The organism is Luteimonas flava (genome assembly GCF_036584485.1).
GTDB lineage: Bacteria > Pseudomonadota > Gammaproteobacteria > Xanthomonadales > Xanthomonadaceae > Luteimonas > Luteimonas flava.
Genome location: NZ_JAZHBM010000001.1, coordinates 749,215 through 769,634, shown reverse-complemented (window position 1 = coordinate 769,634; position 20,420 = coordinate 749,215). Strand labels below are relative to the sequence as shown.

At 69.1% G+C, this 20,420-nt stretch carries 19 protein-coding genes and 1 tRNA gene; 14 read left to right on the top strand and 6 right to left on the bottom strand.

The genetic code is table 11. From position 1 onward, the window contains the following. Positions 1–40: 40 nt before the first annotated feature. Genes V3391_RS03685 through efpL form a run of 3 tightly spaced genes read left to right on the top strand, consistent with a single transcriptional unit; the run spans position 41 to position 1,955 of the window. Positions 41–811 carry an SDR family oxidoreductase gene (locus tag V3391_RS03685; protein WP_332077047.1) on the top strand — a complete coding sequence of 257 codons (771 nt, stop codon included), beginning with the start codon at positions 41–43 and terminating at the stop codon, positions 809–811. 29 nt (positions 812–840) lie between these two features. Beyond that, positions 841–1,392, top strand: coding sequence for a retropepsin-like aspartic protease (locus V3391_RS03680; protein ID WP_332077702.1), 552 nt, complete (start codon positions 841–843; stop codon positions 1,390–1,392). Next, positions 1,389–1,955: an elongation factor P-like protein EfpL gene (gene efpL, locus V3391_RS03675; protein WP_332077046.1), complete on the top strand. Its 567-nt coding sequence runs from the start codon at positions 1,389–1,391 to the stop codon at positions 1,953–1,955. Before V3391_RS03680 ends, efpL begins: the two co-directional genes overlap by 4 nt. A 167-nt stretch (positions 1,956–2,122) precedes the next feature. On the opposite strand, the gene V3391_RS03670 is transcribed toward efpL, so the two are convergent. The 3 genes from V3391_RS03670 to V3391_RS03660 form a co-directional block, all read right to left on the bottom strand. After that, positions 2,123–3,931, bottom strand: a complete 1,809-nt coding sequence (locus V3391_RS03670) for a DUF7844 domain-containing protein (RefSeq protein WP_484498429.1) — start codon at positions 3,929–3,931, stop codon at positions 2,123–2,125. Next, complete coding sequence (locus V3391_RS03665) at positions 3,931–4,230, bottom strand: DUF2388 domain-containing protein (protein WP_332077701.1); 300 nt, start codon at positions 4,228–4,230, stop codon at positions 3,931–3,933. Before V3391_RS03665 ends, V3391_RS03670 begins: the two co-directional genes overlap by 1 nt. A 74-nt stretch (positions 4,231–4,304) precedes the next feature. Then, positions 4,305–5,690: an FAD-binding oxidoreductase gene (locus V3391_RS03660; protein WP_332077044.1), complete on the bottom strand. Its 1,386-nt coding sequence runs from the start codon at positions 5,688–5,690 to the stop codon at positions 4,305–4,307. A gap of 131 nt (positions 5,691–5,821) precedes the next feature. On the opposite strand from V3391_RS03660, the gene serA reads away from it, so the two are divergent. After that, complete coding sequence (serA, locus tag V3391_RS03655; protein WP_332077043.1) at positions 5,822–7,054, top strand: phosphoglycerate dehydrogenase; 1,233 nt, start codon at positions 5,822–5,824, stop codon at positions 7,052–7,054. A 59-nt stretch (positions 7,055–7,113) separates the two neighbouring features. Here serA and V3391_RS03650 read toward each other — a convergent pair whose 3' ends face one another. Beyond that, positions 7,114–7,710: an NUDIX hydrolase gene (locus V3391_RS03650; protein ID WP_332077042.1), complete on the bottom strand. Its 597-nt coding sequence runs from the start codon at positions 7,708–7,710 to the stop codon at positions 7,114–7,116. A 199-nt stretch (positions 7,711–7,909) separates the two neighbouring features. Between V3391_RS03650 and V3391_RS03645 the strand changes: the two genes are divergently transcribed. The 7 genes from V3391_RS03645 (at position 7,910) to V3391_RS03615 (ending at position 14,089) form a co-directional block, all read left to right on the top strand. After that, positions 7,910–9,421: an amino acid permease gene (locus V3391_RS03645; protein ID WP_332077041.1), complete on the top strand. Its 1,512-nt coding sequence runs from the start codon at positions 7,910–7,912 to the stop codon at positions 9,419–9,421. A 96-nt stretch (positions 9,422–9,517) separates the two neighbouring features. After that, positions 9,518–10,828, top strand: a complete 1,311-nt coding sequence (locus tag V3391_RS03640; RefSeq protein ID WP_332077040.1) for an amino acid permease — start codon at positions 9,518–9,520, stop codon at positions 10,826–10,828. Continuing rightward, positions 10,825–11,073 (top strand): hypothetical protein, encoded by a 249-nt coding sequence (locus tag V3391_RS03635; RefSeq protein WP_332077039.1) that lies wholly within the window; start codon positions 10,825–10,827, stop codon positions 11,071–11,073. Before V3391_RS03640 ends, V3391_RS03635 begins: the two co-directional genes overlap by 4 nt. Positions 11,074–11,102: 29 nt before the next feature. After that, complete coding sequence (locus tag V3391_RS03630) at positions 11,103–11,750, top strand: methylthioribulose 1-phosphate dehydratase (protein ID WP_332077038.1); 648 nt, start codon at positions 11,103–11,105, stop codon at positions 11,748–11,750. Between the two features lie 109 nt (positions 11,751–11,859). Beyond that, on the top strand, positions 11,860–12,414 hold the full coding sequence (locus V3391_RS03625; protein ID WP_332077037.1) for a 1,2-dihydroxy-3-keto-5-methylthiopentene dioxygenase: 555 nt from the start codon (positions 11,860–11,862) through the stop codon (positions 12,412–12,414). Between the two features lie 90 nt (positions 12,415–12,504). Then, positions 12,505–13,194: an acireductone synthase gene (gene mtnC / locus V3391_RS03620; protein ID WP_332077036.1), complete on the top strand. Its 690-nt coding sequence runs from the start codon at positions 12,505–12,507 to the stop codon at positions 13,192–13,194. 25 nt (positions 13,195–13,219) lie between these two features. Continuing rightward, positions 13,220–14,089 (top strand): C13 family peptidase, encoded by an 870-nt coding sequence (locus tag V3391_RS03615; RefSeq protein WP_332077035.1) that lies wholly within the window; start codon positions 13,220–13,222, stop codon positions 14,087–14,089. A 400-nt stretch (positions 14,090–14,489) separates the two neighbouring features. Here V3391_RS03615 and V3391_RS03610 read toward each other — a convergent pair whose 3' ends face one another. Then, positions 14,490–15,074 carry a YdeI/OmpD-associated family protein gene (locus V3391_RS03610; RefSeq protein WP_332077034.1) on the bottom strand — a complete coding sequence of 195 codons (585 nt, stop codon included), beginning with the start codon at positions 15,072–15,074 and terminating at the stop codon, positions 14,490–14,492. Further along, a complete protein-coding gene (locus V3391_RS03605; protein WP_332077033.1) occupies positions 15,071–16,591 on the bottom strand; it encodes a calcineurin-like phosphoesterase family protein in 1,521 nt (506 codons plus the stop codon). The genes V3391_RS03610 and V3391_RS03605 overlap by 4 nt, the downstream gene beginning before the upstream one ends. Positions 16,592–16,769: 178 nt before the next feature. Between V3391_RS03605 and V3391_RS03600 the strand changes: the two genes are divergently transcribed. The 3 genes from V3391_RS03600 (at position 16,770) to amaB (ending at position 20,396) form a co-directional block, all read left to right on the top strand. Next, positions 16,770–18,608, top strand: a complete 1,839-nt coding sequence (locus tag V3391_RS03600; protein ID WP_332077032.1) for a sensor domain-containing diguanylate cyclase — start codon at positions 16,770–16,772, stop codon at positions 18,606–18,608. 73 nt (positions 18,609–18,681) lie between these two features. Continuing rightward, positions 18,682–18,758, top strand: a tRNA-Arg gene (locus V3391_RS03595). 102 nt (positions 18,759–18,860) lie between these two features. Then, entirely contained in the window at positions 18,861–20,396 is a 1,536-nt protein-coding gene (gene amaB, locus V3391_RS03590) for an L-piperidine-6-carboxylate dehydrogenase (RefSeq protein ID WP_332077031.1), read from the top strand. Positions 20,397–20,420 lie beyond the last annotated feature (24 nt).

Here is a 20,420-nt window from a genome sequence, read left to right as displayed (position 1 = left end):
GGCCGGTTAAACTGCGGGTTTTCCGTCCAAGGATCCGCACATGACGCCCGATTCCGTCCGCGCCCTCGTCACCGGTGGCGTCTCCGGCCTCGGCCTCGCCGTGGCCCGCCATCTCGTCGCCGGCGGCGGCAAGGTCGTGCTGTTCGACGTCAATGACGACAAGGGCGCCGAAGCGGTGGCCGCCCTCGGTGAGAGCAATGCGCGCTACCTGCGCACCGACGTGACCGACGAAGCCGGCGTGGTCGCGAACGTCGCCGCTGCGCGCGAGTTCCTCGGTGGCCTCAACGTCGCGGTGAACTGCGCCGGCATCCTCGGCGCCGGCCGCGTGCTCGGCCGCGAGGCGCCGATGCCGCTGGAGACCTTCAGCCGCACGGTCATGGTGAATCTCGTCGGCAGCTTCAACGTGGCCAAGGCCGCGGCGGCCGCGATGCAGGGCAACGACCCGGGCGAAGACGGCGAGCGCGGCGTGATCGTCAACACCGCATCGGTCGCGGCGTACGAAGGCCAGATCGGCCAGGCGGCGTATTCGGCGTCCAAGGGCGGCGTGGTCGCGATGACCCTGCCGATGGCGCGCGAACTCTCGCGCTTCGGCATCCGCGTCAACACGATCGCGCCGGGCATCTTCTGGACGCCGATGGTCGACGGCATGCCGGAGGAGGTGCAGCAGTCGCTGTCGGCCTCGATCCCGTTCCCGTCGCGCCTGGGCCGCCCCGAGGAATTCGCCGAGCTCGTCGCCTATATCGTCGGCAGCCGTTACATCAACGGCGAAACCATCCGCCTCGACGGTGCGGTGCGCCTCGCGCCGAAGTGATGCGCACGGCTATTCGGACATTGGCGATCGTGTGTGGGCTGGCTGCGCTGCTGGGCGGCCTGCCGGTGGCCGCGCGCGAACCCGCGCCGACGGCGCTCGCCGCTGCGCTGACGGCGGCCGGCTACAAGGCCGTGCCCATGACGCGGCATGGCGATTCGCATCTGACCGTCGACGTGCGCGTCAACGACGTAGCCGGCACCTTCATCCTCGACACCGGCGCAGGCCGCACTGTCATCGACCGCGCGGCGCAGTCGCGCTTCGACGAAGGGCGTGACGTCATGGCCGGCGGCCAGGCGACCGGCGCCGGCGGCACGGGCATGGCGGTCAGCGCCCTGCCCAGCAACCGCCTGCGTATCGGCGACTACCGCGACGACGCGTTCACCGTGCATTTCCTTGCGCTCGACCACGTCAACGCCGCGTTCTCGCAGCGCGGCGAAGCGCCGGTCGACGGCGTGATCGGCGCCGACATCCTCGAACGCGGCGGCGCCGTGATCGACTATCCCAACCTGCGGCTCTATCTCCGCACTCCGGCTGCCGCGGACGCGGCGGCGTCCTCTCCATCCAGCAGCGAACAACGATGAAAGCCTACGACGTCAAGAAAGGAAACGTGATCGAACACAACGGCACCGTCTATCAGGTGCGCGACATCGAGCGCAGCGCGCCGCAGGGTCGCGGTGGCGGACTCAAGATGCGTTTCACGCTCTACAGCGTGCCGGGCGGCAACAAGTTCGACCTCAACATCGGCGGCGACGACGATCTGAAGGAAGTCGAGCTGCAGCGCCGGCAAGCGACGTTCTCGTACAAGGACGGCGATGCGTTCGTGTTCATGGACGACGAGGACTACACGCCCTACACGCTCGACGCGGACGTCGTGGGCGACGCCAGCGGCTACATCACCGATGCGTTGTCGGGCTGCTACGTGCAGATCATCGACGAGCAGCCGGTCGGCTTGCAGCTGCCCCCGAACGTGGTGCTGGAAGTGATCGAGACGCCGCCCGAACTGAAAGGCGGGACCGCGACCAAGCGCCCGAAGCCGGCGAGGCTCAACACCGGCATCGAAATCCAGGTCCCGGAATACATCACCAACGGTGAGCGGATTCTGGTCAGCACCAGTACCGGCGAATTCGGCGGTCGCGCGGACTGAAGACACGCTGTTCCGGTGCGCTCCGTCAACGGAGTGCACCGGGACCGATTGACCGTGACGCCACTCGCGTGCGGTGCGTGACGTCATGACGTCTCGAGGATCGAGTGAAGCCGACCAGCAGCGTTCGCAGGATGGGTAGAGCGCAGCGAAACCCGTTGCTGCCCAACTCAGTCCAGCTGCAGCCCGCCGGCCTCCCGATGCAGCATGCGCAGCCGCGCACCCAGCGCGTCCACATTCCGGTCCAACGCCGCGATTCGTGCCTGTGCATCGGGCGCCAATGCCGCGCGCGCTTCATCTTCCAGCTGCCCACGCAGGCCACGCAGGCCTTGCGCGCGCATCGCTACATTGTCCTGCAGCAACTCGCGTTCCCCCGCCTGTGGCAGCCCGTAACCACTTGCCAGCAACTGCGCCGGCCGACTGAGGCTGTTCCCCGCCGCCAGCACTGCACGCAGCGTCGCGATGGCCGGCGCCGCATCGGCCGCGCGCCGCGGATCGAGCAGCTGACGCTTGAGCACATCGCGCAACCGCAGTTCTTCCCGTCGTCGCGCGGCGTGTTCGAGCACCAGCAGCGCCGCGCCATCGCGCAACTGCGCGTCCGCGAGCCAGGGCGCGCGCGCATCCGCCGACAGGTCCAGCCAGTCGTCGACGCGTGCGACCGGCAAGGGCTGCGCCGCGCGTGCGACGTCCAGCAGCGCCTGGTATTCCGCATCCGCAGACGGAAAGTAGTAACCGGCACGCACCGCATCCGCGCGCTCGAGCACGCGCTGATCCGCATCGCCACTGCGCACGAGTTTCCGCAGCAAGCCGGTCGGCGTGATGCTGCGCAGCCGTGCGTCGGCCAGACGCGGCACGCCAGTCTGCAGCAGCTTCCAGGTCTCGACCGCGCAGTTGTTGCCGACGAAGTAGTAACGCCCGTCGTAGCTCCAGTGCAGGTTTGCGGCTTGCGTCAGCAACGAGGCGATTTCGTCCGGCGACAGCTGCAGGGGAATCGACTGCAGCCCGCGCAATTCGATGCGCGTGTACTCGTCGATCACCTGGTCGAGCGGCAGCACGAACAGCCGCGAGGGATAACGTCCCGTCAACCCGCGCAGGCTGGAGATCTGCACATCGTCGACGAAGGCGCGGAACGACAGCACGCGGTGATGCGCGAGATCGAGGCGGCAGTCCGGCCCCGGCGCGCGGCCGGGCGCGCAGATCACCAGCCGCAGCATGCTGTGGCCCCAGCGGCTCATCGGCTGGGCGTTGCCTTCGGCGAGCAGGTAGTCGACGGCATGGACGCGCGCCGGATCCAGCGCGAGCAGCGGCGCGGCATCTAGACCCGGCTCGGCTTCAACGAAGGGCAGATCCGGCGCGCAAGCAGCCTGCGGCGGCGCCCAGTCGAAGTGCGCGGCGAAGTACGCATGGAGCGCGGGGCGCCGGCAGGCGTACTCGGTGTCGAGCAGAAAATGTTCGAGATTGACCGCGACGAATTCGGCGGGCGACGTGCGCTCGTACTCGTCGGGACTGCGGTCGCGCATCGCGTTGTCGCGCACGCGCAGGCCGAAGCGCAGCGGCCGCTGCGGCCAGCCGGCGAGATCGAGCAGGCGTGGATCGCGCGACAGGCCGCCATGGCTCGAGCGGTCGTAGCGATGTGCGAACTCGTGCAGCAGCGCGGCACGCAGGGGCGCTGCGGCCGCGTCATCCAGCAGTGCGCGGCGCAGCCGCAGATGCGGACCGAAGGTGCGGCCGTGGACGTCGTCAGGCAGATCGTCGCGCCAGTCGATGACGACATCGAGCGCGGGCGCGCTCCGCCAGTCCGGCGGCAGTCGCGCCAATGCGTCGGCGATCGCAGCATCGGCACGCGTCGACTCGGCAGGCGTCAGTGGCGCGCCAGCCGTCTGCTGTGCGACCGACCAGCCGGCCGCCGACGCGACCGGCGCCAGCAGCGAGGCGACAACACACAAGGCGGCACGCAGAGGCAAGCGCGCCCGCCGGATCAACGCGCCAGGATCGCCTGGGCGAGTGCGAGGTCGGACGCATCGCGCGCGGCGCTCTGCGTCTCACGCAGATGACGCAATGCCGCTTCCAGACGCGCGCCGCGGATGCGGCCGTCGCTGGCGACGAAACCGGCGGCGTCTTCGCGCGCCTGCAGCACCACCTTGTCGTCGCCGGACGAGCTGCCCGACGACGCCGACGACCCGCCGGACGACGCGCCTGCGCTGGTGCCGGCGAAACTGCCGGCGAAGGCCGACGCGGACAGCCCGGTCAGCAGAAGAACGAGTGCGGTACGGACCATCATGCGGGGCATCTCCGAACGGGAACGGCAGCCGACACTCTAGCGTCGGCGTGTTGCAGCGGGCTGAACCGGACTCAATCGAACAGCTTGCCGGGATTGAGGATGCCGGCCGGATCCAGCGCATGGCGGATGCCCCGCATCACCGCGATCTCCGCCGGGCTGCGCGTCGATCCCAGATAGGGCTTCTTGACCAGGCCGATGCCGTGCTCGGCCGAGATGCTGCCGCCGTGTTCGGCCAGCGTCGCCGCCAGCAGCTTGGTCACGCGCTCGCACTCGACGACGAAATCGGCGTTCGCCATGTCGGCCGGCTTGAGCACGTTGATGTGCAGGTTGCCGTCGCCGATGTGGCCGAACCAGACCACGTCGAACTGCGGGTACTCGGCCGTGAGCAGCGCCTGCGTGCGCGCCAGGAACGCTGGCATCGCCGAGATGCGCACCGACACGTCGTTCTTGTACGGCACGTGCGGGGCGAGACTTTCGGTGATGCCCTCGCGCAGGCGCCACAACGCCGCGGCCTGCGTGTCGCCGTGGCTGATCACGCCGTCCTCGACCCAGCCCTGCTCCATGCAGTATTCGAACGCCGACAGCACCTGCACCTCGCCGGCCTCGCCCTCGCAGGCAAACTCGGCGACCACGTAGTACGGATACACCGCCTCGAACGGCGGCTGTGCGCCATGCGCGACGACGTGGTGGAGCGCGCGGTCGGTGAAGAATTCGAACGCCTCCAGCGGCAGGCGCGATCGAAGCGCCTGGAAGACTTCCATCAGCACCTCGAACGACGGCAGCGCGAGCAGCATGACCCGCGTCTCCGGCGGCGGCGGCGCCAGCCGCAGCGTCGCCTCGACGATGACACCGAGCGTGCCTTCGGACGCGACCACCAGATGCCGCAGGTCGTAGCCGCTGGAGTTCTTGACCAGGCCGCGATTGAGATCGAGCAGCTCGCCGGTCGCGGTCACCAGCTTGACCCCGGCCACCCATTCGCGCGTGTTGCCGTAGCGCACCACGCGGATGCCGCCGGCATTGGTCGCGATGTTGCCGCCGATCGAACACGAACCGCGCGCGGCGAAATCCACCGGGTATTGCAGGTCGTGCGTGCGCGCGGCCTCGTGCACGGCTTCCAGCGCGATGCCGGCCTCGACCGTCAGCAGCCGGTCGGCCGGCTCGAAGCCGAGCACATTGTTCATGCGCTGCAGGCTCAGCACCAGTTCGCCGTTCGCAGCGACCGCGCCGCCCGACAGCCCGGTACGACCGCCCGAGGGCACTACCGCCACGCCTTCCGCGTGCGCCCAGCGCATCGTCGCCTGGACTTCTTCGACGTTGGCGGGCAGCGCGATCGCCAGCGGCGCCGGCGTCCAGCGCCGGGTCCAGTCGACACCGTAATGCGCGAGATCCGCAGGCTCGGTCAGCAGGCGCAGGGCGGGCACGGCGGCCTGGAGACTGGAAACGCGGGAATCGGACATCGTCGGGGGCCGGTCGAACGGGACGCCAGCGTGCCAGCGCGTCCGGGACGCGTCCAGCGCTGCGGCGCAACACGCCCGGCGCGATTCTGGCACCATGGCCCGCGCTGTCCCCCACGCGCGAATCCAACCCGATGAAGACCTCGTTTCCCCGGCAGGACATCCGCGTCCTGCTGCTCGAAGGCGTCAGCCAGAGCGCTGTCGACACCTTCCACGCCGCCGGCTATTCGCAGGTCGAAGTCCACCCCAAATCGCTGCCCGAAGACCAGCTGCGGGCGAAGATCGCCGACGCGCACATCATCGGCATCCGCTCGCGCACGCATCTGAGCGCCGACGTGCTGGCCGACGCGCGCCGGCTGATGGCGATCGGCTGCTTCTGTATCGGCACCAACCAGGTCGACGTGGAAGCGGCCGAGCTGGCCGGCATTCCGGTGTTCAACGCGCCCTACTCCAATACGCGTTCGGTGGCCGAACTCGTCGTCGCCGAAGCGATCATGCTGCTGCGCGGCATCCCGCAGAAGAACGCGGAATGCCATCGCGGCGGCTGGAGCAAGTCCGCGCTCGGCAGCCACGAGGCGCGCGGCAAGACGCTGGGCATCGTCGGCTACGGACACATCGGCACCCAGGTCGGCGTGCTCGCCGAATCGCTGGGCATGCAGGTGCTCTTCCACGACATCGAAACCAAGCTGTCGCTGGGCAATGCGCGCAGCGCGACGAGCCTGGAGGATCTGCTCGCGCGCAGCGACGTAGTGACCCTGCACGTGCCGGAAACCCCGTCGACGAAGCTGATGTTCGGCGCGGCCGAGCTCGACGCGATGAAACCCGGCGCGCATCTGATCAACGCCTCGCGCGGCACCGTCGTCGACATCGACGCGCTCGATGCCGCGCTGCGCAGCGGTCAGGTCGGCGGCGCCGCGATCGACGTGTTCCCGATCGAGCCCAAGGGCAACGACGATGCGTTCGAATCACCGCTGCTCGGCCACGACAACGTGCTGCTGACCCCGCACGTCGGCGGCAGCACGCTGGAGGCGCAGGACAACATCGGCATCGAGGTCGCGGCCAAGCTCGTGCGCTACAGCGACAACGGCAGCACGCTGTCGGCGGTCAATTTCCCCGAAGTCACCCTGCCCGAGCACATCGGCAGCCATCGCCTGCTGCACCTGCACCGCAACGTGCCCGGCGTGCTGTCGAAGATCAACGAGGTGTTCTCGCGCGAGGCGATCAACATCGACGGCCAGTACCTGCGCACCAACGCGAATGTGGGCTACGTGGTGATCGACGTCGCCGCGACCGAGGACCAGGCCGCGCATCTGCGCAGCGAGCTGCAGAAGATCGACGGGACGATGCGGACGCGCGTGCTGTACTAGCCTTTCGGCAAGCGCTGCGAGGGGTTTCGCCGCGCTCCACCCGTCCTGCGGGGCGATGCTCAGGCCGCCGGCGCGTCCAGCCAGCGGCGTGCCATTCGACGCAGCGAGGCGTCGTAGGCCTCGCCATCGGCGACGTCGCGCAGCGGCACCCAGGCCAGCGCGTGGGATTCCTCGCTGACCGCGAACGTTTCGTCGCTGCCTGCGCGCACGACGTAGCGCACGTCGTAGTGCCAATGCCCGGGCACGCCCTTGTGTTCGGGAATCCAGTGCCGGTCGAGATCGAAGATGCCAGGCTGCACGGTCACGCCGACCAGTCCGGTTTCCTCTTCGGTCTCGCGCAGTGCCACGCGCGCCAGGTCGCGGTCGCCGTCGGCGTGTCCGCCGGGCTGCAGCCACATGCCGAGCTTGCGGTGATGGGTCAGCAGCGTGCGCGTGCCGTCGCCGCTGACGACCAGCGCCGAGGCGGTGAAATGACCGGCCAATCGCGCACGCTCGAACGGATCTTCGGCATCGCCGAGCAGGTCGCCGAACTCTCTTGCCAGCGCCTGCTGGGCAGGCTGCAGCACGCCGAAATCGGCGAATGCGCGGGCCAGTGTCTGCACCGCGGTGGGCAGGACGGACAGGCGTTCGAAATCGGGCGTGGACGGGTTCGACATCGGCGGATTTGCTGCAGCGCGGCGTGACGGGAGCGGCAGCATCGGCGTTCCCGCGCGTGCGCACAAGCCGCCATTGCGTTTGCTTGTGCCGGAACGCAGCGTTTGGCATGGTACGGCGATTGCCGCGTGGCCGCGGGGGACTAGACGGCACGTCCGTCAGCCGTCGCGGACCGCACCGAACGACCAACCGGGGACACCGATGTTCAAGAACCTGATGATTACCAAGCCGATCGCGGCGCAGCCGCGCGTCGATGCGGGCGAGCCGGTCGAAGGCAGCCTCGGCGGCGAAGTCGGCTTCAAGCGCACACTGACCGCCAAGCATCTGGTGATGCTGGGCCTGGGCGCGGTCATCGGCGCCGGCATCTTCGTGATCACCGGGACCGCGGCGGCCAACCACGCCGGCCCGGCGATCATGCTGAGCTTCGTCATCGCCGGCTTCGCCTGCGCAATGGCGGGCCTGTGCTACGCGGAGTTCGCGGCGATGATCCCGGCCTCGGGCAGCGCCTACAGCTACACCTACGCGACGCTCGGAGAAGCGCTGGCCTGGTTCGTCGGCTGGAGTCTGGTGCTCGAGTATCTGTTCGCCGCGTCCACGGTCGCAGTGGGCTGGTCGGGCTACACGGTCAGTTTTCTCGACAGCCTCGGTGTCCATCTGCCCGCGGCATTGACGCAGGCGCCGATCAACTTCTGTACGCATGAAGCGGCCGTGGCCGGCGCGTGCGAGTTCGGCAAGTTCGTCACCACCGGCGCGCTGTTCAACCTGCCTGCGGTGCTGATCATCGGCGCGGTCGGCATCCTGTGCTACGTGGGCATCACCCAGTCGGCGACCGCCAACGCGATCATCGTGTCGATCAAGGTGCTGGTGATCCTGCTGCTGCTGGCCTTCGGCGCGCAGTACGTGAACGCCGAAAACTGGCTCCCCTTCATCCCGGACAACCAGGGCGGCGACCGCTTCGGCTGGGAAGGCGTGCTGCGCGGTGCGTCGATCGTGTTCTTTGCCTACATCGGCTTCGACGCGGTCTCGACCGCGGCGCAGGAGGTCAAGAACCCGCAGCGCGACATGCCGATCGGCATCCTCGGTTCGCTGTTCCTGTGCACGCTGATCTACATCGCGGTCTCCGCGGTGCTGACCGGCATGGTGCCGTACACCACGCTCGGCACGGCCAAGCCGGTCGCGACCGCGCTCGAGGCGTATCCGAGCCTGCTGTGGCTGAAGACGCTGGTCGAGATCGGCGCGATCGCCGGCCTCACCACGGTGATCCTGGTGATGCTGATGGGCCAGCCGCGCATCTTCTTCTCGATGGCGCAGGACGGTCTGCTGCCGCGCTTCTTCGGCGCGATCCACAAGCGGTACCGCACGCCGCACAAGGGCACGGTGCTGGTCGCGCTGATCGCGGCGGTCATGGCCGCGTTCCTGCCGATCCAGCTGCTCGGCGACGTGGTCTCGATGGGCACCCTGGTCGCGTTCGCCACCGTCTGCCTGGGCGTGATGGTGCTGCGCCGCACGCAGCCGAACCTGCACCGCCCGTTCCGTGTGCCGGCCGTGTTCGTCGTCGGCACGCTCGGCGTGCTGGCGTGCCTGGGCCTGGTCGCGACGATGCCGCTGCTGAACTGGATCGTGCTGCTGGTGTGGACGGTCATCGGCTTCACGATCTACTTCGTCTACGGCTACAAGCACAGCAAGCTCCGGCAGCAACTGCCGCCGCGCTGATCCGCCCCCGACACACGGCCCGCCTTCCGCGGGCCGTGTGCCCATGGCGCCTCCCGACCTGCGGCCGCTCGCGCCGCCCTCCACGCGGATCGCACGATGTCCACGACTTCCACGGCCAAGAAAATCGGTCCGGTGCTGGCGACCTTCATGGTCGCCAACAACATGATCGGCTCCGGCTTCTTCCTGCTGCCGGCCACGCTCGCGCGCTCGGGCGCGGTGACCGTGTTCTCGTGGCTGATCGGCACCCTGCTCGCGGTCGCGCTCGGCGGCGCGTTCGCGCGGCTCGCGCGGCAGTACCCGGACCTCAACTCGCCGGACGATTACATCCGCCCGAGCCTCGGCCGCGACATGGGGTTCCTGGCGACCACGCTGTACTGGCTGTCGTCGTGGGTGGGCAACAACGCGATCGCGGTCGCGGCGGTGGGCTATCTGGTGATCCTGCTGCCCGTCGCCGAGACGCCGGGCGTGCAGCTCGTCGGCCAGGTGCTGCTGATCTGGTCGATGTTCGCGCTGAACCTCCTCGGTCCGCGCAATATCGCGCGCTTCCAGTCGTTCTGCGTGGTGTTCGGCCTGCTGCCGGTCGCGGCGATCCTGATCGCCGGCTGGGCCTATTTCGATCCGGGCATCTACCGCGCCGGCTGGAACGTCAGCGGCCAGTCCGATGCGGCCGTGGCGATCGGCTCGCTGGCGACGGTGTTCTGGGCCTTCATCGGTCTGGAAACCGGCGCGATGGTGGCCGGCGTCGTGCGCAATCCCGAACGCAACGTGCCGATCGCGACGCTCGGCGGCATCCTGCTCGCCGGCGTGGTTTACATGGTCTCGTCGGTATTGATGATGGGCATCGTGCCGGTCGAGGAACTCGCGAGCTCCAGCGCGCCGTTCGCGCTCGTCGCCGGGCAGATGTTCGGCGTCTGGGCGATCCCGGTGATCGCCGCGGCCGCTGCGCTCAAGGCCACCGGCACACTCGGCGGCTGGATGCTGGTGACCGGCGAATCCGGCGCGCGCGCCGCGCAACGCGGGTTCCTGCCGGCGATCTTCGGCCGTCTGCTGAAGAACGGCGCGGCCGGCCCCGGCCTGTTGATCGTGGTGTCGTCGATGACGCTGATCGCGTTCATCACCGTGACCGACACTGTCGGCAGCCAGTTCGAAACCATCATCAACATGGCGGTGACCCTCGTGGTCATGGCCTATGCCGCCGCCGGCCTGAGCCTGATGCTCGGCAACCGCCAGCATCCGGCCGGGCGACGCGAACGCCTGCTCGGCATGGGCGCGCTGATCGCCTGCGGCCTGCTGGTCTGGTCCACACCGATCGACACGCTGATGGGCGCGGCGATCATCGCGCTGCTGGCATGGGCCGGGTATCGCGGTTTCTCCTCGCGCCGTCGCGAAGCGCCGCCCGCGCCATGAGCGACCGGCGCGACGACTTCTGGTTTCCGGCGAAGACGTTCGGCTACGGCTGGGGGCTGCCGCGGCGCTGGCAGGGCTGGGTGGTGCTGCTGGTCTACGTCGGCACGCTGATCGGCTGCGCCGCACGCTTTCCGCCGGGCGACGCGCCGCTGGCCTTCGGCATCTGCGTCGCGGTGGCCACGGCATTGCTGGTCACGATCTGCGCACTGAAGGGCGAACCGCCATCCTGGCGCGGCAGACGCTGACGCCACACGGGCGCGCTAGAATTCGCGCCATGTCCGATACGCCCACGCCCTACGACGTCCACCGCCTGCGCGAGCTCGCTGGCGAACTGATCGTCAACATCCGCGAACTCGCCCAGTCCGGCTGGACGCCCGCCACCAGCAGCAACTTCTCGCGCCGTCTCGATGAACGCCACGCGGCGATCACCGTCTCCGGCCGCGACAAGGGCAAGCTGAAGGAAGACGACATCATGGTCGTCGACTTCGAGGGCCGCGCCGTCGGCAGCGAGCACCGACCGTCTGCCGAAACCCTGCTGCACACGCAGCTGTATCGCCGGTTCCCGGAGATCGGCTGCATCCTGCACACGCATTCGCCGACCCAGACCATCGCCTCGCGGCTGTTCGCCGGCGACGGCCACGTGCGCCTGGAAGGTTACGAGCTGCTGAAGGCCTTCGCCGGCAACAGCACGCACGAGATGGCGGTCGACGTGCCGGTGCTGCCCAACAGCCAGGACATGACCGTGCTCTCGGCGCAGGTCGAGTCGCTGCTCGACGCCGGCCCGATGTGGGGCTATCTGATCGACGGCCACGGCCTCTACGCCTGGGGCCGCGACATGGCCGAAGCGCGCCGCCATCTGGAAGCTTTCGAGTTCCTGCTGCACTGCGAACTCGAGCTGCGCCGCCTGCGCGCGTCGCACTGAGGCCTCCGGCCGCACCAGCGGTGGAACGACGGCGTTCCGCCGCGGTCAACGTTGCGGACAGGCGGCTTTGCTAGGCTGGACGGCCCCGCACGCGCCGAGCCAGACCGCCATGAGCCGCCTCCGCATTTTCGATGCCACCGCCCCCGACACGCCGCTGTTCGACAGCCGCGACGGCGACGCGATCGCCCGCGAACTGCAGACGATCGGCGTCACCTTCGAACGCTGGCAGGCCGCCAAGCCGGTGGGCGCCGGCGCCTCGCAGGACGAGGTGATCGCCGCCTACAAGGCCGACATCGACCGCATCAGCGCCGAACGCGGGTTCAAGTCCGTCGACGTGATCAGCATCGCGCCCGACAACCCGAAGCGCGAAGAGCTGCGCGCGAAGTTCCTCGACGAACACTTCCACAAGGAAGACGAGGTGCGCTTCTTCGTCGACGGCTCGGGTCTGTTCACCCTGCACGTCGAGGGCAAGGTCTATGAGATCGAATGCGTCAAGGACGATCTGATCGGCGTGCCGGACGGCGTGACCCACTGGTTCGACATGGGCAGCGAGCCGCGCTTCGTCGCGATCCGCTTCTTCGAGCAGCCGGACGGCTGGATCGGCCATTTCACCGGCTCGGACATCGCGCAGAAGTTTCCGCGTTACGAGCCCGGGTCGCGCTGATCGCGGCCGTCTGCGCGCATGACTCCGGCGTCGTCGGGACCCAGGTTCGCTTTACACTCTGACGCCCCACGACCACCGGCTGACGCGCGGATGATCCTGACCGACATCGAAGGCACCACCAGCAGCATCTCGTTCGTCAAGGACGTGCTGTTTCCCTATGCGCGCCGTGCGCTGCCCGGCTTCGTCGCCGCGCATCGCGATGATCCGGACGTGCGCCGCTGGCTCGACGTGGTCGCGACCGAGCACGGTGCGATCTGCGACGACGCGGTGATCGTCGAGACGCTGCAGGGCTGGATCGACGCGGACCGCAAGCACACCGCGCTCAAGGCGCTGCAGGGCATGATCTGGTCGGCCGGCTACCAGGACGCCGACTTCACCGCGCACATCTATCCCGACGCAGCCGACGCGCTGCGCCGCTGGCACGCGGATGGCGAAACGCTGGCGGTGTACTCCTCCGGCTCGGTGCCGGCGCAGAAACTGTTCTTCGGCCACAGCGACGCGGGCGATCTGACCGGGCTGATCTCGAACTGGTTCGACACCGAGGTCGGCGGCAAGCGGGAGGCGGAGAGCTATGCGCGCATCGCCGATGCGCTCGACGCCGCGCCGGCGGAAATCCTGTTCCTGTCGGACGTCGTCGAGGAACTCGACGCCGCGCGCGACGCCGGCATGCGCACGGTGCTGGTCGACCGGCTCGAAGATTATCCGCAGCCGCGCGACGCAGCGTCCGCGAACGGTCACACGCGCGTGACCGCGTTCGACCAGATCGACGCGATCCGCTGACATGCGGCCGGCGTCCGGTCGGCCCATGCTTCGACACTGGATGCAGGCGACGGCGCTGCTGTGCCTGCTCGCCTGCGCGCCGCTGCAGGCGGCCGAACCGCTGGCGACCCGCGACCACGCGCGGATCGAGGCCGCGGTCGCGGCGATGCCGGTCGGCACCGGCGATGCGCCGGCGCTGTACGTCGTCGGCATGGCCGGCGATGCCAGCGAGGACGTATTCCGCAACGAGGTGCGTTTTCTCACCGAACGGGTCGCGCCGCGCCTCGGTGCAGGCACGCGTGTACTCGCGCTGGTCAACCACATCGACAGTCTCAAGGGCGCGGGCACCCCGCTCGCGACCGAGTCGAACCTGCGACATGCGCTCTCCGCGCTGGGCGCACACATGGACCGCGAGCGCGACGTGCTGCTGCTGTATCTGACGATGCACGGCGCACCCGATCACGCACTCGGTCTGGCGCTGCCCGACGGCAGCGAGGACACGATCACACCCGACGCATTGCGCGCGGCGCTCGACGCCTCCGGCATCGTGCATCGCGTGGTCGTGATTTCGGCCTGCTACTCGGGCGGCTTCGTGCCCGCGCTCCAGGATCCCGACACGCTGGTCCTGACCGCCGCGCGTCCCGATCGGCCTTCGTTCGGTTGCGGCAGCGAATCGACGATCACGTTCTTCGGTCACGCCTGGCTGCTCGACGGGCTCAACGCCGATCGCGATTTCGCGAACGCGTACCGGCTCGCGGCACGCGCGATCAAGCAGCGCGAGCGCAAGCTCGGTTACAAACGCTCGGGGCCGCAGATCGCTGCCGGCGCACGCATCGCCGAGACGCTGGCGCGGTGGCAGGCCACGCTGCCGGCAGATCCACCGCCCGCGGTGTATCCGTACCCGATCGCGCCCTGAGCGAACGTCGCAACGCCTGCTGAGCAGACGCCAGACGCAGCCCTTCCGCAGGCGCGCGCTCGCGCGCGATCGGACGGTCCTGGGAGCGCGCCATCGCGCATGAGCACACGCGCGCATCTCCATCGATGCGCGCGGCAGGCGAAGTCCCGAGAGTGATTCTCGTTTCGTCATCGCCCTGCGGTGCCTCGATAGAATCGCAGCGCGCCGCACGCCAGCCATCGCCAGCAAGCGACGCGCACGACCCGCCCGCCAGCCATCGCGCGCCAGCCGGTCATCTTCGAAGAATCCGCCGCGTGCGGGTTTTTTTGTGGGCGCGTTCCAGGTCAACCACCCGCAGGACCGTCGCGTTGCGGCGTCCACACGCGTTCCAGGCGATCGGTCACGCCTGCGATCCGCTGGATCAGCCGTGCGGACGCTCGCCGCGCGCGAGCATCTCCGCCAGGGCCTGCGCGCGTCGCACGCGGCCGGCCGCGGTCTTCAACGTCGCGACCCGGAAGCACACCGCATAGCGATTGGTCCGGTCGAGTGCGTCGAATGCGATCTGCGCACCTGGGGTCGCGGCGAGCGCTGCCTGCAGTTCGTCCGGGGGCGCCATCGACGCGGCGCCGGCATAGGCGGCCTCCCAGCGACCGTCCGCTTTCGCCGCATCGATTTCGCGCTGACCGATCGGACCGATACGCCCGGCCGCGTGCAACCGTTCGACGTGTGCGACGTTGCGCGCCGACCACAGGCTGCGGGCGCGCCTCGGCGTGAAACGCTGCAGGAACCACGCATCGTCGAAGCCGCGCTTCTGGCCGTCGATCCAGCCGTGGCACAGCGCGACGTCGAGCGCCTGCGCATAGGTCACCGACGGCGTCGCATTGCCCTGCTTGGCGATCTTCAGCCACAGCCCGCCGGCATCGGCATGCGCGCGCAGCCAGGCCTCCCACGCCGCCTCGTCGGCGAACGCCTGTACCGGCAGACCGTCGGGCGGCACGGCGCTCATCGCGTGTTACCCGCGGGGTCGAAGCGATCGAGGCGATACGTCGTGCGCGCGCGCTGCTCGCCCAGCCAGGCATCGAACACGCGCACTTCGACGACGTGATCGCCGACCTCGCGATCGGTCGGCAGCGCGCCCCGCCACAGATGCATCGACGGCGTCGCTTCGGGCGAGCGGCCCAGGCCCCGCAGCGCGTCGGCGAGATCGTCGCGTGCGTTCTCCAGCAGCAGGCGCGGATCGGGGCGTTCGACACGGCGCATCGGCGCCCAGTCGTCATCGCCGACGCGGAACTCGACGCGCGTGTCGGCCTGGCCCATGTAGACGTTGGCGTAGACGCCCCACGCCGGATACGCGCCCTGCCGCAGCACGCGCGGCGCATGCAGCGCCATCGCCTGCGTGGTCGCCGGGTCGTCGGACGTGCGCGCCGGATGCCAGGCCAGGCGATAGTCGCCGTCGGCCTCGATGTGCAGCGTCGCGAAGCCGTTCGGCGTGCCGTCGGCCATCGTCGCGTCGGGAATGCCGTCGGCATCGGGCGCGCCGCTCCAGAACGCACCGCTGACGGCGCCGACGTTGTATTCGTGCAATGGCGTCGCGCCGTGCCAGCCGCTGGCCGCATCGTGACGGACGTGCTGCTGCGTGTGGCGATGGCCAGTGAGCAGCAGGACGCGCGGGTGCCGTTGCAGGGCCGCGAACAGGCGCGCGCGATCTGCACTGCGCATCGTCTCGGGCGCGCCGGCGGGTGCGGTGTCGAACCACGGCACGTGCGCGGCGACGACCAGCAGACGATCGGTCGAGGCCGTGGCGAGATAGGCCTCGACGAATGCGAACTGGTCTTCGCGCAATCCGCCCACATACGCCGGACGCGCGCCCGGCTGGTAGATCACGTTGTCGAGCACGAGCACGTTCGCCTGCGGCGTTTCCCAGGCGTAGGTCTCCGGGCCGTAGGCAGCGCGGAACGAGGCGGTCGACCCCACGTCGTCCTTGGCATCGAAATCCAGATCGTGGTTGCCCGGCGCGTGCAGCCACGGCGTGTCGAGACGCGCGGTGGCGCGATCGATCAGCGGGTACAGCGCGGGATCGTCATTGGTGACGTCGCCGAGCATCAGGCCGAGCCCGAACGGGCCGACGGCGCGCGCCGCCTCGACCACCGCGCGATCGTAGTAGCCCACCTCCGCCGCGGTGCCGGTCTGCGGATCGGCGAACACCGCGACATCGAGCGTGCCCGCCGCCTCGCCTGCCTGCAGCGTGAACGTGCAGGCATCGCCGGCGCGGCCGGCCGCGCGCCAGAACGCGGGATTCGCGCCTTCGCGCGGCAGCGTCCAGCCCGCGGGCTTGATCACGAACACCGGCGCGTCACCGCCGGCGAGGCCCTCGAAGCGCCCGTCCGCACCGGTTTCGACGATGCGGCGGCCATCCGACACGCGGACCCCCGCCACGCCTGCGCTGGCGCCATCGGCCTGCGCGCCGACCACGCGGCCCGCATCACAGGCGAACGCGGCGCCGGTCGACAGGAGCAGCGGCACGAGCACGGCCGGCAGAAACGATCGACGGTGAATGGGTGGCATCGGCAGCACCTGTGTCGCAGGGGAATCGCGGGATTATGCCGCCGGATGATTTCGGCCGGCCGCTGGTCTACGCTTCCCGCGTTCGGAGGCCATGGACACGGCCGATGCGCAACTGCATGGAACACGGGGCGAAGGGATGACGCTGATCGGCAGGACGGTGCGGGCGTGGCGAAGCTGGCTGTTGCTGGCCTGCCTGTGCTGTCCGCTGCTGGCACTGGCACTGGAACGCGCGGACGTCGTGCTCGAACCCGGCACCGAGCGTTTCGTGCTCGCGCCACAGCTCGGCCACTATCACGACCGCGAAGACGTCGACGATCTCGCCGCCGCCTGGCGCCGCGTCGACGCCGACGGCATGGCCCCGCTGCCCGGCGGCGCCGATGCCTTCGGATTCCAGCGCGGCACGTTCTGGTTCCATGCGCGCGTGGTCAACCGCGAGGCGCACGAACCACGCTGGATGCTGGTGCAGGAGTATCCGCTCAGCGACGAAGTCGATCTGCACGTGCGTTACGCCGATGGTCGCGTGCTGCACTTCGCCGGCGGCGACCATCGCCCGTTCGCCTCGCGCAGCGTGCGTTACCGGCATCCGAACTTCAGCTTCGAACTGCCGCCCGGCGAGCCGGTCGATCTGCTGGTGCGCGTGCGCAGCCAGAGTTCGATGCAGGTGCCGCTGCAGCTCTACACGCCGAAGGCGTTCACCGAAGTATCGCGCGACGCGCAGCTGGCGATCGGGCTGTACTACGGGATCATGCTGGCGCTGTTCTTCTACAACCTGGTGCTGTGGCTGTCGCTGCGCGACGCGAGCTACTTCTGGTACCTGTGCCACGTCACCGCATTCGGCCTGGTGCTGTTCACGCTCAACGGCCTGGGTTTCGAATACCTGTGGCCCGGTTCGTCGTGGATGGCCGACCACATGGTGCCCATCTCGATCTGCCTGGCGTTGATCGCGATGCTGCAGTTCTCGCGCACCTTCCTCGAGCTGCCGCGACGCTGGCCGCCCGGCAATGCGCTGCTGCTCGCGCTGATGGCGTTCTTCGTACTGTTCGGCATCGCCTCGATCTGGCTGCCGCTGCGCATTTCCACGCCCGTCGCCTCGCGGGCGGTGCTGCTGGGCGTGGTCGGCATCGTCATCGCGACGGTCGTGGTGCTGCGCCGCGGGTATGCGCCGGCCTGGCTGCTGCTGCTCGCGTGGTCGATGTTCCTGCTCGGCACCGCGGTGTTCACGCTGCTCGCGTTCGGCCTGCTGCCGAAGAACTTCGCCACCGAATACGGGGTGCAGATCGGTTCGGCGCTGGAGATGCTGCTGCTGTCGATCGCGCTGGGCCATCGCTACGCGGCGCTGCGCCACGAGAACCTGCGCATCACCGCCGAGGCCAACCAGAAACTCGAACGCAAGGTCGCCCAGCGCACCCAGGAAGTGCGCAGCACCCTGCTGCAGCTGGAGGAAGCGCACGCGCGCCTGCGCGATTCGAGCCGTCGCGACGGCCTGACCGGCCTCTACAACCGCACCTGGTTCCACGAAGCCTTCCGGGAGCTCGCGCAGCAGGCGAAGCAGACCGCCGCGCCGCTCGCGGTGCTGATGATCGACCTCGACCATTTCAAGTCGATCAACGACCGCCACGGCCATCTGGCCGGCGACGACTGCCTGCGCTGGGCGGCGCGCCGCATCGGTCGCATCCTGCGCCCGCACGATGCCCTGCTGGCCCGGTTCGGCGGCGAGGAATTCGTGGCCGCGATGCCCGGCTGCGATCTGTCCACGGCCGGCGAAATCGCCGAAGCGATCCGCCACGCGCTCGGCGACGAACCCTGCGTCAGCGGCGAGACGCGCATCCGGGTGACGGCCAGCATCGGCGTTCACGTGGTCTATCCGGCATCGGACGGCGGCGTCGACGATGCCCTCGGCAGCGCGGACCGCGCGCTGTATGCCGCCAAGGCCAACGGCCGCGACTGCGTGGAGCTGGCCACCGGCCTGTGCTGACCCCGCCGCCCCCTCCCGGCGGGTACCGCGATTTCGTGGCGCTGCGGCAGTCCGGTATCCTGTACGGCTTCACGGCCCCGTAGCTCAGCTGGATAGAGCGTCCCCCTCCTAAGGGGAAGGTCGCCCGTTCGAATCGGGCCGGGGTCACCAACCGCGACTTCCCCCGCCGGCCTAGCGCCGCGTCGCGCCGCTTCCCACCGTACGTCCGTCGATGGCCACATCGGCGGCGTCCGCTCACAAGGAGTTCTGTCCATGACCCATTCCGTCCTCACCGCGCTCGGCCTGTCCGGCACCGAATCGGGCACCTACCTGGGTAACGGCGAGTGGTCGAAGACCCGCGATGCCGGCGTCATCGAACCGATCAACCCGACCGATGGCGAAGTGCTCGCCCGCGTGCAGGCCAGCTCCCAGGCAGACTACGACCTGATCGTCGAGCGCGCCCAGGCGGCGTTCAAGATCTGGCGCAAGACGCCGGCCCCGCGCCGCGGCGAAGCCGTGCGCCTGTGCGCCGACGCGCTGCGCACGCACAAGGACGCACTGGGTTCGCTGGTCGCGCTGGAAATGGGCAAGTCGAAGCCGGAAGGCGACGGCGAAGTGCAGGAAATGATCGACATCGGCGAATTCGCCGTCGGCCTGTCGCGCCAGCTCTACGGCCTGACGATGCACTCCGAACGTCCGGGCCACCGCATGTATGAGCAGTGGCACCCGATGGGCGTGGTCGGCATCATCAGCGCGTTCAACTTCCCGGTCGCGGTGTGGGCCTGGAATGCGCTGGTCGCCGCGGTCTGCGGCAACATCTCGATCTGGAAGCCGTCGCCGAAGACGCCGCTCTCCGCGATCGCGTCGATGAAGATCTGCAACGAAGCGCTGAACAAGGCCGCCTTCCCGGACATCTTCTTCCTGTTCAACGATGCCGGCAGCGATCTCGCGCAGGCCTTCGTCGACGACAAGCGCATCGCGCTGGTGAGCTTCACCGGTTCGACCAAGATCGGCCGCCAGGTCGGCGAGCGCGTCGCCAAGCGCATGGGGCGCTCGCTGCTGGAACTGGGCGGCAACAACGCGATCATCGTCGACCCGACCGCCGACCTGAAGCTGGCGATCCCGGCGATCGTGTTCGGCGCCGTCGGCACGGCCGGCCAGCGCTGCACGACGACGCGTCGCCTGTTCGTGCACGAGTCGATCTTTGATGACGTGCTGGCCAAGCTCAAGACCGCCTACGGCCAGGTCGAGAAGAAGATCGGCGATCCGACCGACGCCGCCAACCTGATGGGCCCGCTCAACAGTCGCGACGGCGTGCAGGCCTACCTCGATGCGATCGCCAAGGCCAAGGCCAGCGGCGGCACGATCGAGAGCGGCGGCCGCGCGCTGGAGGACCGCAAGGGCAACTTCGTGTTGCCGGCGCTGGTCAGCGGCCTGACCAACGATGCCGAAGTGGTGCAGACCGAAACCTTCGCGCCGATCCTGTACGTCATGAAGTACAGCGATCTGGAAGAGGCGATCGATCTGCAGAACGACGTGCCGCAGGGCCTGTCGTCGTCGCTGTTCACCACCGACCTGCGTGCGTCCGAGCAGTTCCTCGCCGCCTGGGGTTCGGATTGCGGCATCGCCAACGTCAACATCGGCACCAGCGGCGCGGAAATCGGCGGCGCATTCGGTGGCGAGAAGGAAACCGGCGGCGGCCGCGAATCGGGTTCGGATGCATGGCGCGCCTACATGCGCCGCCAGACCAACACGATCAACTACTCCGACGCACTGCCGCTCGCACAGGGCATCAAGTTCGACCTCTGAGGTCGACCACGGGCGTCGCGGATC

Excerpts from the sequence above, each read along its gene's own strand:
- serA (WP_332077043.1), top strand. The coding sequence starts at position 5,822 with ATGAAGACCTCGTTTCCCCGGCAGGACATCCGCGTCCTGCTGCTCGAA.
- V3391_RS03630 (WP_332077038.1), top strand. The coding sequence starts at position 11,103 with ATGTCCGATACGCCCACGCCCTACGACGTCCACCGCCTGCGCGAGCTC.
- V3391_RS03625 (WP_332077037.1), top strand. The coding sequence starts at position 11,860 with ATGAGCCGCCTCCGCATTTTCGATGCCACCGCCCCCGACACGCCGCTG.
- V3391_RS03640 (WP_332077040.1), top strand. The coding sequence starts at position 9,518 with ATGTCCACGACTTCCACGGCCAAGAAAATCGGTCCGGTGCTGGCGACC.
- V3391_RS03665 (WP_332077701.1), bottom strand. The coding sequence starts at position 4,230 with ATGGTCCGTACCGCACTCGTTCTTCTGCTGACCGGGCTGTCCGCGTCG.
- amaB (WP_332077031.1), top strand. The coding sequence starts at position 18,861 with ATGACCCATTCCGTCCTCACCGCGCTCGGCCTGTCCGGCACCGAATCG.
- V3391_RS03660 (WP_332077044.1), bottom strand. The coding sequence starts at position 5,690 with ATGTCCGATTCCCGCGTTTCCAGTCTCCAGGCCGCCGTGCCCGCCCTG.
- V3391_RS03650 (WP_332077042.1), bottom strand. The coding sequence starts at position 7,710 with ATGTCGAACCCGTCCACGCCCGATTTCGAACGCCTGTCCGTCCTGCCC.
- efpL (WP_332077046.1), top strand. The coding sequence starts at position 1,389 with ATGAAAGCCTACGACGTCAAGAAAGGAAACGTGATCGAACACAACGGC.
- V3391_RS03615 (WP_332077035.1), top strand. The coding sequence starts at position 13,220 with ATGCTTCGACACTGGATGCAGGCGACGGCGCTGCTGTGCCTGCTCGCC.
- V3391_RS03610 (WP_332077034.1), bottom strand. The coding sequence starts at position 15,074 with ATGAGCGCCGTGCCGCCCGACGGTCTGCCGGTACAGGCGTTCGCCGAC.
- mtnC (WP_332077036.1), top strand. The coding sequence starts at position 12,505 with ATGATCCTGACCGACATCGAAGGCACCACCAGCAGCATCTCGTTCGTC.
- V3391_RS03645 (WP_332077041.1), top strand. The coding sequence starts at position 7,910 with ATGTTCAAGAACCTGATGATTACCAAGCCGATCGCGGCGCAGCCGCGC.
- V3391_RS03635 (WP_332077039.1), top strand. The coding sequence starts at position 10,825 with ATGAGCGACCGGCGCGACGACTTCTGGTTTCCGGCGAAGACGTTCGGC.
- V3391_RS03685 (WP_332077047.1), top strand. The coding sequence starts at position 41 with ATGACGCCCGATTCCGTCCGCGCCCTCGTCACCGGTGGCGTCTCCGGC.
- V3391_RS03600 (WP_332077032.1), top strand. The coding sequence starts at position 16,770 with ATGACGCTGATCGGCAGGACGGTGCGGGCGTGGCGAAGCTGGCTGTTG.